We start from the raw sequence: 12,614 nt of genomic DNA on the forward strand, positions 1-12,614 counted from the left end.
TGGTCTCTATCCTGTCAGACTGTCAGTTCAAACGGGAGGTCACATTACGGAACACGTCTTCGAGACGGGGACGCCAGAAGCCCACCTCCTCGACGGGGAGTTCCGCCGATTTGAGCTGCTGCGCGAGATCGGCGGCATCGGCGGGGCGGTCGCCATAGTGCAACAGTACCCGCGTCGAGCCGTTGATACGTTCCATCACTTCAAGCTCGGCCCCGTCCGCATAGGATTTGATGCGCTCGACCACCTCCGCCTCGGGTGCGCCTATGGTGACGCGTATGGCGCGGCCCTCGGCGGCGCGGTCCAGCAATTCATGCGGGGTGGCATCGGCGACAATACGCCCCTTGGCGATGATCACCGCGCGGGAACAGATCGCCTCGACTTCCTCAAGGATATGGGTGGAAACGATGATGCATTTGTTAGGCGCGATGGTGCGGATCAACTCGCGCATCTCGTGCTTTTGGTTGGGATCCAGACCGTCGGTCGGCTCATCAAGGATCAGCACGTCGGGGTCGTGGATCAACGCCTGCGCGATGCCGACACGGCGGCGGTAGCCTTTGGACAGCGCTTCGATGGGGCGCGACCAGACCTCGGCCAGCCTCACCCGTTCGACCATCTCGGCCAGACGGTTTTGCAACTGCCCGCCGCGCAGGCCGCGCATTTTTCCGCAAAAGGTCAGGAAATCAGCCACGGGCATGTCGCCATAGGCGGGCGCGCCTTCGGGCAGGTAGCCCAGCCGCGCCTTGGCCGCCACCGGATCAGCCCAGACATCGTGGCCGCATATCTCGGCGCTGCCCGCGTCTGGTTCCAGAAACCCCGTGATCATCTTCATCGTGGTGGACTTGCCTGCGCCATTCGGGCCGAGGAACCCCACAACTTCGCCGCGGGCGACATCAAGCGAGATGCCGTCAACCGCGACCATATCTCCGAAGCGCTTTCGGACCTCTTTCGCTGAAACGAGCGTCATGGTCTTTGTCTTTCACCCCTTCTGGGGCCGATGTGCCACGCCTCAGGCGTTGCACGACCGGCTGGTTGAACCAAAGACCGCCCGTTCGAGACCTTCCCGCACGCGCTTATGGCGCACGTCGTTCATGCCGTCTCTTGCGGACGGTCGCCGCCAGCACCGCGTCAGACGCAAGCCGCGGCGCTGTCGATTTGGGAGAAGCGTGACAAATTTCAAGCCCGCTCACGATCCTGTGACCGGACGCCCCCAGAGGAGTGGCCCTGCGCCTACAACCACGAGTTGGGGCATGTGACCCCGTCAGGCCGCGTGCGCAAACGCGCCCTCTGGCACAAGGAGTATTCTAACTGAAATGGTGTGCGATACCTTCCGCGCCACACCCCGCTCCGATCAGGGCTGAAAGCAGAAGGCGGGCCTTAACGGCATTCAGGTCTCCCGCAAGGCAGGCCCCCGCCTCAACGAGTGTCACCCCGCCGCTATCATTGCCGTAAACCGCATGTGTGCGCCCCTCATGACAGCGGGAAGCCACGATCACGGGGATACCCTGCGCAACCAGAGCCTTGACCTCCTCGGCGAAACCTTTTGGTGCATTGCCCCGACCGAAAGCGGACAGAACAATACCGCTGGCCCCGTTTTGGGCCGCAAGCGTCATCAGGCGTGGCGTGGAGCCAAGACCGAGAGCAATCAGCTCGACATCTGGATCAAGACGGCTTGTAGAGATGACAGGACGTGGTTGTGCGGGTTTCTGGTAGAGATACACCCGCCCCATATCGACCTCGCCGAGTTTTCCCTGCCCGACCGAACGGAATGTGTCGACGCGCGCGGTATGGGCTTTGGTCACATAGCGGGCACCGTGAATATCTCCCTCAAACAGGATCACCGCCCCCACGCCATGCAGCGCGGGACTGGCCGCAACACGTAAAGCATCAGCAATATTGCGCGGCCCGTCCGTGTCGGTCTGCCCCGCGTGACGCTGTGCCCCCGTAAAGACAACAGGTTTGTCGGAGGCCACAAGACACCAAGCGAGAAAGGCGCTTTCTTCCATCGTATCCGTTCCGTGAGTGACAACCACCCCATCCACAGCAGGATCGGCCAGAACTACGTCAATACGTGCGCAAAGACGGTGGATCGTTTCCAGATCAAGCGCATAGCTGCCTGCTGCCTCGAAATTCTCGACACGAACCGAGATGCCCTCTGGCGCCTCGTGGAGACTGGCGAGGAGGTCCTCACCACTGATCCCCGCCGTCACCGCGCTGGCATTTGCATTTTTCGCGGAGGCGATCGTGCCCCCCGTGGCCAAAAGCGTCACATTCTTCATCGGGATCACCCTAGCTTGCGCGCCTCTGCACGCGGTATTTTTGAGCGGCAAGCGCCACCAGTTCGTTCCAGCGGCGCACGACGTAATTGTGTTCGTCCATCGTGGTATTCCAGATCGCGATATTGCGCCCCCGCGCCTTCCATGACCCGCCCGCACGTATATGCCCCGCCTTAATCGCAATGCGCCCTTCAACATCTGTCAAATCTTCACGCGCGGGAAGCCCTTCATACCAGTAATCCCAGTACTCGGCAGGCAAATGCGCCTTCACCGGCTCGGAGGCGGACATATAATAACCCTGTTTGGCCACAAGCGCACCCGCGTATCCGTCGAGATACCAGTTTAGCCGCTCATAGGCCTGATCCAGACGCCGCCCCTCAAGATGACGCGACAGGCACATGCCACCCACAAAATACCGGCAGGCTTTGCGAGCATTGCCGATCTTCTCGGCGTGTTAAAGCACTCTATTTTTGCGTTCTTCGGTTGCCGTGATTCTTTCCTACATCCCAAATCTGGGAACTTTCAGGAAGTGCCCCGAGAGTCTGTACATATCTGCACTCGGGAATATAGAACCATGGCTGGAAACTCCGTGCGACATTAGGTTAATCTCCGCGCAACTAGGAGCAGGACATGAAAAACGCACGGTTTGTTGGAATTGATATAGGCACAACATCCGTGAAGGCCGCCGTGGTCGACGAAACCGGGCGCGTTGTTTCACGCTTTTCGCAAAGCTATGCAACGCAGCGACGGGCAGGTGGAATAGTTGAGCAAGACCCATCGGACTGGTTGCGTCTTGTTCAACAATCCTTGGCCGAGATGGATTTAGAGGGAGTTGTCGCAGTCGGGCTGACCAGTCAGGTAAACACCCATGTATTCATGACAGAAAACGGCGAGGCTCTATTGCCTGCGATCATTTGGCAGGACGGACGCGCTCAGTCTGTTGCGACCAAATTGAATTCTCAAGTTGCGACTGAGGACAAGGTGAAATGGTGGGGGGGGCCGATGCCTATTGACGCCAGCCATGCGTGTTCGCGGATGGCATGGGTCGCGATGAACGAGCCCGATATCTGGGAGCGCACTCGATGGGTGATGCTTCCCAAGGATTATGTCGCATTTCATCTGACAGGTGTGCCCGCCACGGATGCCGTATCCAGTGTGGGGCTCGTCGATCAGAACCTCGAGTATGTGCCCGAGATTCTGGATTTGGTATCAGGAGCTCGTGATCGCGTCGCGCCGCTGCATGGCGTCATGCAATCTGTGAGCCGGATCAAAGATGGGCCGCTCAGAGGTCTGCCGTTGATTTGTGGGACTATGGATGCGTGGGCTGGGCTTGTTGGTACTGGCGGGGCGCAGAACGGCACAACAATGTATCTGAGCGGGACAAGTGAGATTTTGGGGATTTCATCGCAAACCGTAGTGCCGACCCCTGGTGCAATTGTATTTCCAGACTACGACGGCATCCGTCTTCATGCGGCTCCGACGCAGTCAGGCGGTGATGCAAAAATGTGGTTTGCCGCGTCCCATGGCCTGACCTTGGACGAGATGACAGCGCTAGTCGCTAGAACACCCGCCAGTCCTGCGACTCCGATGTTCCTGCCTCAGCTTCAAGGTGAACGCGCGCCGCTTTGGGACGCCGATCTGCGCGCAGCGTTCTTTGGCGTTGGACGTGCCACTGGGCAAGGCGACTTTGCCCGCGCCGTCTATGAAGGCGTCGCTATGGCTGCGCGTATGGGGCTTGAAACCTTGCAAGCATCGGCTGCTGTGAAAAGCGATGTGATCCTTTGTGGCGGAGGCGGGTTCCAATCTGACCCGTGGAATCAAATCCGCGCGGATATCCTTGGCGCAGAACTGCACGTGCTTGCCTCTGGCGAACCTGGCGTTCTGGGGGCTGCGATGATGGCGGGCGTGGGCGCTGGCCATTTTGCGCATATCACTGATGCTCTTGGGGCGTTGGCCACATATGATCGCACCTATTCGCCTGACCCTAACCTGCGCGTGCGGTCCGAAGACCTTTATGGGATCTACCGAGATGCAATTATGCAAACGGGCGATCTGGGGAAACGAATAACACAAGTAAACGCCCGTTAAACTTGCCCTTTTTCTATAGCGGCGTAACACTGGCGAAAACGAGAGAGAGAAACATGAAAAAACTATTAACAACAGCCGCCGCACTTGGACTTATGGCGTCAAGCACTTGGGCAGAAACCGTGGCCGTGATCACGCCATACCTCTCGCAACCAGGTACACAGGCGTATGTCGAGGGCTTTGAAGCCGCCGCAGCGGAAAAGGGTTGGGATGTAAATGTCATCGACACCGCAGGCGACGTTGCTGCAGTGATTAGCCGTCTTGAAGATTCCGTGACACAGAACGTTGACGCTATAGTCATCAGCGTTGATCCAGCGCAGGTGAACGTTGGGCTGCTCGCAGCGCAGGAGGCAGGCATCCCTGTTGTGGGGATGGACGCAGGTTCTGACCCTTTGATTGCTGCGAATGTGACATCAAACGGCTATGCAATGGCGGCGGAAACATCCGTTTATCTGGCCAACCGCATTGGCGGTGAAGGTGCTGTTGTGATGTTCGTCTTTGATGCATTTCCTCCCGTTCAAATTCGGGGCGTGGTGGCCGACGCAATCTTCGGAAACTTCCCCGACATCGAGGTGTTGGACCGTGTTACGCCAGATGTATCTGACGGCGGCATCGCCGACAGCCGAGCGCAAATGGAAGCCATCCTTGCCGCCAACCCTGAACCAGGCAGCATTGCTGGGGTATGGGCGGCTTGGGATCAACCCGCTCTGGGCGCACTGCAAGCGATTGAAGACGCGGGACGGAGTGACGAAGGCATCGTGATTACTGGCATCGATGCAAACCCGCAGGCCCGCGATGCGATCGCAGCAGACGGCAACTTTGAAGCTTCCATCTCTCAAGACTTCACAGGTATCGGCTCCACAGCTGCGGATGTGGTTGCGCGTCTTTTGGCGGGCGAAGAGCTGCGTGAGAATGTGATCTACGTGCCGACCGAACTTGTGACGTCTGCGAACGCGGCCGAGTAGTCCGAAAAGTGCATCGTCTCGACTTTTACAACATGTGCAAAACCTACGGCGCGGCAAAAGCGCTGGATGGTGTGGACCTGTCTCTCAAAGGTGGACAGGTCCATGCGCTCATGGGGGAAAACGGGGCGGGCAAAAGTACGCTGATAAAGCTGTTGGCAGGCGTCGTGCCTGCCGACGCACTCACGGCAAAAGTTGACGGTGCCAGTATTGCGCTGGCCTCTGCTCAAGACGCGCAGCAGGCAGGATTTCGGTTTATCCATCAGGAATTGAATATCGTGCCGCAGGTTTCTGTAGCCGAAAATATGCTGCTGGGTCGCACCTTTCCACGCCGCTTTAGCCTCGGCATTAATTGGCGAGAGGTGAATGCCCGAGCGCGTGAAGCTCTGGCGTTTCTGGGCGTTGATCATATCGACGTGCGGGCGTTAGCTGGCGATCTGAACGCTGGCGACTGTATGTTGATGAAAATCGCCGCCGCCTTTGTCAGTGATCCGGTCACGGACGAACGGGCAATTCTCTATGTTCTGGACGAACCTACAGCGGCGCTGACCAGTGCTGAGTCCGAGTTGGTGTTCGATGCGATTGCACGCCTCGCGACGACAGGGGCGGCGGTTCTATATGTGTCTCATCGTATAGATGAGGTTTTGCGCATTTGTGATGCTGTGACGGTTCTGCGCGACGGGCGTTTGGTTTCAACGGAGCCAACAGCCGAACTGGATAAAGCCCAAATTATCCGAGACATGACCGGCCGAGATGTGGCGGACGCCTATCCATTGGCCTCAGCGAAACCTCGGCCAGAGGTTATCGTCGATATGGACAACGTTTCCGCAGGGCCGTTGTCAGAAGTGAATTTCAAATTATGCGCGGGCGAAGTGATCGGCGTCGCCGGTCTTGCCAATGCTGGTCAAGGTGCGGTTTTGGAAACTTTCATGGGCCTTCATCCGGTGAGAGCTGGAGTGGCTCGGCTGCAAGGCAAACCACTTCCGCGCTCGCCAGAGCAGGCATGGAAGCGCGGGGTAGCCTACTTGCCCAAAGAACGTCGCTCGGAGGGCTTGATGCTCAACATGTCGATCCGCGCAAATATCGCCTTGCCCCATTTGACTGGCCTGCATGCGAACGCCAGTCAAGAACGGCAGATGGCCAAGGCCCTTGGCAGTCAAATGCGCCTGAAGTGCGAAAACCTTGACCAGCCCGTCACTCAACTATCGGGCGGCAATCAGCAAAAAGTTCTTTTTGCCCGAGCGCTCCACGGCCTTCCCGATCTGTTGCTGCTGGATGAACCCACGCGCGGCGTTGATGTGGGCGCAAAATACGACATATATTGCACCGTGCGCGAGGCGAGCGCCAAAGGTTGTGCGGTACTGATGACCTCCTCAGACTTGCCCGAACTGCTGGGCATGTGCGATCGCATCCTTGTACTTCACAATGGACGACAGGCGCATATGCTAGACTGTAACGGGCTGACCAGTTCTGACCTTCTTTCACACTTTTATGAAGCCAAAGCCGCATGATCCAAATGCTCCGACAGTCGGGAACTCTTTTGGGGTTCGCCGCAATCTTGATCTTCCTCACGATACAACTCCCTGACACGTTTCTGACAGCGCGAAATCTGATCAATATCTCCCAACAACTCTCGATGCTGGCCGTCGTGGCCGCAACCATGACGATTGTTATGGTGATGAACGATTTTGATCTCTCCGTTGGCTCTATGGCCAGCCTTGCAGGGATCGTTGCAGCCGTCCTTTTTGCAGCCGGATTTCCCGTGTGGGTCGGCCTACTGGCCGCATTGAGTGTTGGGGTGTTGGGGGGATTGTTTAACGGGTTTCTCGTTTCGATTTTGGGTATCTTGCCCTTCGTCGCAACACTCGGCACTTTGACCGTCTTCAGCGGCACGGCCTTTCTTATCAGTGATGGCAAGACGATCTTCGGGCGAGATATTCCTGCGAGTTTCTCTGGCTTTACACGTGCAGGGATCGAGATCGGCAGTGTCAAAATCCCGTTTCTGACTTTGACAGCTTTGGCGGTGATTGCCCTTTGCTGGTTCATTCTGGAGCAAACGAATTTCGGGCGCAGACTCTATGCAATAGGCGGCAACCGAGAGGCCGCGCACCTTGCTGGTATTAGAGTGAAACGTTTGCGGTTGATCGCCTTTGCGCTGACCGGATTTGGCGCCGCAGCCGCTGGCCTAATGTATGCCGCACGTGTTGCATCTGCCAACCCTACGCAAGGGTCGGGGCTGATGCTTGATGCCATCGCCGCAGTCTTTCTTGGCATGACCATGAGCCGTCAGGGCGAGCCTAGGGTGCTTTACACTTTGGTTGGTGTTTTGATGCTTGGTGTGCTCGATAACGGTCTGACGCAACTTCGGGTTGATAGCTATGTCCGTGAAATATTGGTCGGGCTAATCGTGATCAGTGCCGTAGCAACCGCAGCCTTTTCAAAGCGTAACGCGCGAAGTTAGGCCACGAAGGTCCGATTAGGACCGCTCACATCGACCGACACGATGGGCGGCACGCGACCATTCGCGGCAAGAACGATACTTCCTAGCCAGTCTGCAGAACCTCCAGTGCGAACAATTGTTCATGTCATGTAGCCGTTCCCAACACGACCTCGCCGCCTAAATCCTGCCCAAATCGGACTGTATCCTTGGAGCGATTTAGATTTTTGAGCTTTGCGCCCTAACTAATAAAATAAAATGGGCGCCAGAACACGTGAGGGCAAAACACACGGGTTAGCGAGTATTTGGGGCAAACAGGCAAATGACGACGGTTTCATTAATCCTCCAGAACGTAAACGGAGACCCAAGCGTATCCGGTGGTAACATCAACATAACCACTGGCACCACGATTGGCGCGGTGTTTAATGAACCATCAGGCTCTGTGTCCCTTAGCACAGTGCTGCTCAACGACAGTGTCACAATCGGTGGCTTTACCTACTCCTACGACTATCTCGGCGCAGGAGATGTGCGAGGGGATGAGAGCCAACCGGCGGCCTTCATTCGGGTTACGTCGTCGCCCTCGGGCTCTCCACTGACAGTTGGGCAGACCTTTGCCATTGATCTATCCGGTCAGCCCGGAGATCCAGACTATCCCAATTTGCAAAAAGGGAACACCAAACTTCAAGTATCAGATCTGGATGAAAGCGAGCACGTACAATTTCCAGGTGTGCCGTGCTTCGTTGCAGGTACGCCGATCACAACGCGATTTGGGGCAAAATCCGTTGAGGCTATTGAAGTTGGTGACGAGGTATGGACCCTTGATCACGGCTTGCAGACGGTGCGATGGATTGGGTGCGTTGAGGCGGATGCGGTTGGCCATCTGGCCCCTATCGAATTTACCCCCGGCACAATTGGAAACCATAACTACCTGAAGGTTTCGCCGCAGCATCGCGTACTTATTCGGGGCTGGGGGGCTGAATTGGTCTGCGGAACCGATCAGGTCTTGGTGCCTGCCTGTCATCTTCTCTCCGAAGGAAAAGTTAGACGCGTTGTCGGCGGGCGCGTCTGCTATGTGCATTTACTCTTTGACCACCATGAGATTGTTGAAACCGATGGCGCCCTGTCGGAAAGCCTCTACATTGGAACCCAAAGCCTCAAGACTTTACCCAACACCTCGGTTGCAGAGATATTCGAACTTTTCCCGGAGTTGAAAATGAGCGTCGACCAAGAGCCTATGGCGCGCAAAGTGGCACGGCGCCATGAGGCCGCGCTTTTGGCACCAGCGCAGCCAAGCGCGGAACGGCACTCAGCTGTGGACCAGTTTGGACCTGTAACGCTTGAGAACTACCCCTCCCGCGCAATCCCTACGCGCAGACGTTCGGCCTTACGGTTTTGCAAGGTTCGCTCGCGGCGCACCGACGACACGCGGTCCACAACCACCGCGGCGACAAGCACGCTGCCACGCACGATGTCGTAGATATAGGGCGAGGCATTGAGCAGGTTCAGCCCGTTATCAATCAGCACCAGAAAAACCGCACCAAAGACCGATCCGACAATCGTGCCAGACCCGCCCGTGAGCTTGGTCCCGCCAAGGATAACGGCAGCGATCACGGTGAATTCAATGCCGATACCAATCCCCGATTGCAGCCCGCCCACACGCGCCAGAAGCACAAGCGCCGCGATCCCCGTGAGAAAGCCCGTGATGGCATAGGCGGCGACGGTAACCTTTTGGATCGGCAGCCCCGTCTCTGTGGCCGAACGCTCCGAATTTCCCAAGGCACGCACGTAGACGCCAAAACGGGTGTAGTTGAGCAGGTAGAGGCCAAAGAGAAACACCACAATCAGGATCAGGATCGGCACGGGAAGGCCGAAGAGGCGTCCGTTGCCGAGATAGCCCATCTCGCGCGGCACAGGGATATTCTGCGCCCCCGTCAGGTGGATCGCTGCACCGCGATACATGGAGTAGGTCGCAAGTGTGGTGATGAGCGGGGAGATGCGGAACTTGACGATCAACACCCCGTTGAGCGCTCCGAGAACGGTGGCACACAGCATGGCGAGCGCGAAGGAAAGCACATAGCTTCCCGTCTCCAACATCGTCTGCGCAAACAGCGCCGAAGTGAAAAACAGGATCGCGCCTACGGAAATATCGATCCCCGCCGTAAGGATGATGTAGGTCATGCCGATCGCCATGATCGCGGTCACGGAGGACTGGACCAGAACCGACTGCATGTTCGACAGGGTCAGGAACACGGGCGAGACAACCGTCAGGATCAGGGTCAGGCAACAGGTGGCCACGAAGATCGCCAACCACTTCTGGCGGTTCATCCAATGCGTCAGCGCTTGTTTCACGTGCTGTCCCCTTTGCCTTCACTTGCCGCCATGGAAATTATCTTCACCGAGTCGTAATCGGCGCGGTCAAATTCGCCCGCGATCCGTCCCTTGCGCATGACCAGCATCCTGTGCGTCGTATGCATCAACTCGGGCAGATCGGAGGAGACGATCACTACCGAACGCCCTTGGGCCGCGAGATCGACAATCGCCTGATGGATGTCGAACTTCGCGCCGATATCCACGCCTTTGGTCGGCTCGTCGAGAATGAGAATTTGCGGGTCCATCGCCAGCCAGCGGCCCAGAAGTGCCTTTTGCTGGTTGCCGCCCGAAAGATCCCCGATCTGGTTTTCCACATGCGGCACGGCGATGTTCATCTCGTCCACGATCTTCGCGGCATGGCTCTTCTCCCCCTTGAAGCCGAAGCCGCGCAGTTTGCGCGTCACAAAGGCCAGAAGATGCGCCGCCGAGAGGTTTTCGCGCACGGGACGGTTGAGGAACATGCCATTACGACGTCGATCCTCGGGGACATAGCACACGCCCGACTGCTTCATCCGCGCAACGGACGTCGGCGCGAGGTCGCACCCGTTGACCCAAACATGGCCCGACGCAGGTCGAAGGCCGAAAATCGCCTCCGCAAGCTCGGTGCGCCCCGCGCCCATCAGGCCCGAAATCCCCAGAATCTCGCCCTTCCTGACCGAAAAACTCACATCGTCGAAATCGGCATTGCTCAACCCCTCGACGCGCAGAACCTCATCCTCGTCATGTGCCGAAAGATCAAGCTGGGCATCCTCCATCGTGCGCCCGACCATCATCTCTTCGAGGTTGCGCTGCGAGACATCGGCGAGCTTGCCCTGCCCCACTTGCTGCCCGTCGCGCAGCACGATGAAACTGTCGCAGACGCGGTAAATCTCTTCCATGAAGTGCGAAATGAACACGATGGCGAGGCCACGGGCTTTCAGTACATCGACGATCTCGAAGAGCTTCTTGCGCTCGATGGCTGTGAGCGAGGTCGTCGGCTCGTCGAGGATCAGAACCTTGTCGGCGTGCAAAAGCGCCTTGGCAATCTCGACCACCTGCTGATGGCCCGCCCCCAAGGTCTCTACCAGCGCGCGCGGATCGATAGCCATGCCCAACACATCCAGTTGCTCGCGGGCGATCTCGTGGGATTTCTTCCAGTCGATCCGCGCCGTCGAGCCAGGCAGGTCCGAGACACAGATGTTTTCCGCCACCGTCAGCGAGCCGAACAGCGACAATTCCTGATGCACAGCGGAGATACCATGCTCGGTGCGATCCACCTTTTCAACCGACTGCCCCTCGACGAAAATCTCGCCCTTGGTGGGTTTGAGCAGGCCACAAAGCATGTTCTTCGTCGTCGACTTGCCCGCGCCGTTTTCCCCGACGAGCGCAAGTGCCTCGCCTGGTCGCAGGTCAAAGGAGACGTTCTGCACAACCGTCTTGCCCGCAAAGGCTTTCGACAGGCCACGCACGGAAAGAACGGGGGCGTCTTGTGTCTGTGTTGCTGTATCCGCCATCACACGCCCCTCTTTCCGCTAAACTTGGTCGCCAGCCACGTGCCGACGAAAATCAGAAACCCCTGAATGATCAACTGGTCATAGAACGGGATGCCCACGAGATTGAGGCCATTGGTCAGGATCGAGAGCAGCGCCACCCCGAGGATGGTGCGCTCAATCGAGCCTTCGCCGCCCGTCATGGCCGTGCCGCCCAGAACCACCGCGCCGATGATGATAAGCAGGAGCGTGTCCCCCACCCCCGGAATTGCGTTGCCGAGATTGGCGATGGAGATAAACCCCGCCACGCCGCCAAGCACGCCCGAAAGCAGATAGGCCGAACATTCAATGCGCGGGACATTCAGCCCCGCAAAACGCGCGGCGTCGGGGTTGGAACCCACGAGCATCACATGGCGTCCCCAGCTCGAATACCGCAGGGCAATTGCGCTCACGATACAAAGGCCCAGACCGATGAGCGTTACCGCAGGGATATGCCACAGCGAGACAAACCCGAAATCCAGCAGGGCAAAGGGCGTGCCCTTTACCGCGATCCCTTGGCTCAGCACAAAGGCAATTCCCCGCGCGATCAACTGTGTCGCCATCGTCGTGATAAAGGGTGTCAGTTTGAAATAGCCGATCAACACGCCGTTGAGCGCCCCGAAGGCCGCGCCCACAGCGATTGCCGTGATGACCCCGAGCGTGACGCTATCCGTCTGCGCCATGACTAGCGCGGAGATGACGGCGGAGGCTGAGATCACCGTGGAAATCGACAGATCAATCCCGCCCACCAGAAAGACAAAGGTCATTCCGATTGCGGCGATCAGCACCACCGTATTCGCGCCGAGCATCGCCTCGATATTGCCCGCCGTTGCGAAATAGGGGGACAGGAGGGAAAACATCACGGCGAGAAGCACCACGATGGGAACGGCGGGATAGGTTCTCAGCTTTGCCAAGCTGCTGCGCTTCGCCTGTTGTCGGCCTAGATTTTCCATGGGGTTTCCGGCGTTTAAAAGGTCTT

10 protein-coding genes and 1 pseudogene are annotated in these 12,614 nt (G+C 57.9%); 5 read left to right on the forward strand and 6 right to left on the reverse strand.

Translation table 11 applies throughout. The features are described 5' to 3' along the window. Positions 1-22: 22 nt before the first annotated feature. The 3 genes from ACN0SC_RS03750 to ACN0SC_RS03760 form a co-directional block, all read right to left on the reverse strand. Positions 23-964 carry an ABC transporter ATP-binding protein gene (locus ACN0SC_RS03750; RefSeq protein WP_417248313.1) on the reverse strand — a complete coding sequence of 314 codons (942 nt, stop codon included), beginning with the start codon at positions 962-964 and terminating at the stop codon, positions 23-25. A 337-nt stretch (positions 965-1,301) separates the two neighbouring features. Next, entirely contained in the window at positions 1,302-2,276 is a 975-nt protein-coding gene (locus ACN0SC_RS03755) for an asparaginase (protein WP_417248314.1), read from the reverse strand. A gap of 10 nt (positions 2,277-2,286) precedes the next feature. After that, complete coding sequence (locus tag ACN0SC_RS03760) at positions 2,287-2,673, reverse strand: hypothetical protein (protein ID WP_417248315.1); 387 nt, start codon at positions 2,671-2,673, stop codon at positions 2,287-2,289. A gap of 230 nt (positions 2,674-2,903) precedes the next feature. On the opposite strand from ACN0SC_RS03760, the gene ACN0SC_RS03765 reads away from it, so the two are divergent. From ACN0SC_RS03765 to ACN0SC_RS03785, 5 genes are all read left to right on the forward strand, one after another. Then, the gene (locus tag ACN0SC_RS03765; RefSeq protein WP_417248316.1) at positions 2,904-4,361 is read left to right on the forward strand and encodes a xylulokinase; all 1,458 of its coding nucleotides are present in this window, start codon (positions 2,904-2,906) and stop codon (positions 4,359-4,361) included. Between the two features lie 53 nt (positions 4,362-4,414). Next, complete coding sequence (locus ACN0SC_RS03770) at positions 4,415-5,323, forward strand: substrate-binding domain-containing protein (RefSeq protein ID WP_417248317.1); 909 nt, start codon at positions 4,415-4,417, stop codon at positions 5,321-5,323. A gap of 8 nt (positions 5,324-5,331) precedes the next feature. Continuing rightward, entirely contained in the window at positions 5,332-6,831 is a 1,500-nt protein-coding gene (locus tag ACN0SC_RS03775; protein ID WP_417248318.1) for a sugar ABC transporter ATP-binding protein, read from the forward strand. After that, positions 6,828-7,781 (forward strand): ABC transporter permease, encoded by a 954-nt coding sequence (locus tag ACN0SC_RS03780; protein ID WP_417248319.1) that lies wholly within the window; start codon positions 6,828-6,830, stop codon positions 7,779-7,781. The genes ACN0SC_RS03775 and ACN0SC_RS03780 overlap by 4 nt, the downstream gene beginning before the upstream one ends. Before the next feature lie 298 nt (positions 7,782-8,079). Then, complete coding sequence (locus ACN0SC_RS03785; protein WP_417248320.1) at positions 8,080-9,234, forward strand: Hint domain-containing protein; 1,155 nt, start codon at positions 8,080-8,082, stop codon at positions 9,232-9,234. A gap of 20 nt (positions 9,235-9,254) precedes the next feature. Here ACN0SC_RS03785 and ACN0SC_RS03790 read toward each other — a convergent pair. From ACN0SC_RS03790 to ACN0SC_RS03800, 3 genes and pseudogenes are all read right to left on the reverse strand, one after another. Further along, positions 9,255-10,082, reverse strand: a pseudogene (locus ACN0SC_RS03790) (ABC transporter permease); the annotation flags it as partial. 20 nt (positions 10,083-10,102) lie between these two features. Next, positions 10,103-11,620 (reverse strand): sugar ABC transporter ATP-binding protein, encoded by a 1,518-nt coding sequence (locus tag ACN0SC_RS03795; protein ID WP_417248321.1) that lies wholly within the window; start codon positions 11,618-11,620, stop codon positions 10,103-10,105. Beyond that, entirely contained in the window at positions 11,620-12,549 is a 930-nt protein-coding gene (locus tag ACN0SC_RS03800; protein WP_417248322.1) for an ABC transporter permease, read from the reverse strand. Before ACN0SC_RS03800 ends, ACN0SC_RS03795 begins: the two co-directional genes overlap by 1 nt. Positions 12,550-12,614: the final 65 nt, after the last annotated feature.

Origin of the sequence: Celeribacter sp. (assembly GCF_048261515.1) — a bacterium.
In the GTDB taxonomy this organism is placed as follows: Bacteria; Pseudomonadota; Alphaproteobacteria; order Rhodobacterales; family Rhodobacteraceae; genus Celeribacter.

Coding starts and splice junctions, on each gene's coding strand:
- ACN0SC_RS03760 (WP_417248315.1), bottom strand. CDS start 2,673: ATGTGCCTGTCGCGTCATCTTGAGGGGCGGCGTCTGGATCAGGCCTAT.
- ACN0SC_RS03750 (WP_417248313.1), bottom strand. CDS start 964: ATGACGCTCGTTTCAGCGAAAGAGGTCCGAAAGCGCTTCGGAGATATG.
- ACN0SC_RS03765 (WP_417248316.1), top strand. CDS start 2,904: ATGAAAAACGCACGGTTTGTTGGAATTGATATAGGCACAACATCCGTG.
- ACN0SC_RS03795 (WP_417248321.1), bottom strand. CDS start 11,620: ATGGCGGATACAGCAACACAGACACAAGACGCCCCCGTTCTTTCCGTG.
- ACN0SC_RS03770 (WP_417248317.1), top strand. CDS start 4,415: ATGAAAAAACTATTAACAACAGCCGCCGCACTTGGACTTATGGCGTCA.
- ACN0SC_RS03755 (WP_417248314.1), bottom strand. CDS start 2,276: ATGAAGAATGTGACGCTTTTGGCCACGGGGGGCACGATCGCCTCCGCG.
- ACN0SC_RS03785 (WP_417248320.1), top strand. CDS start 8,080: ATGACGACGGTTTCATTAATCCTCCAGAACGTAAACGGAGACCCAAGC.
- ACN0SC_RS03780 (WP_417248319.1), top strand. CDS start 6,828: ATGATCCAAATGCTCCGACAGTCGGGAACTCTTTTGGGGTTCGCCGCA.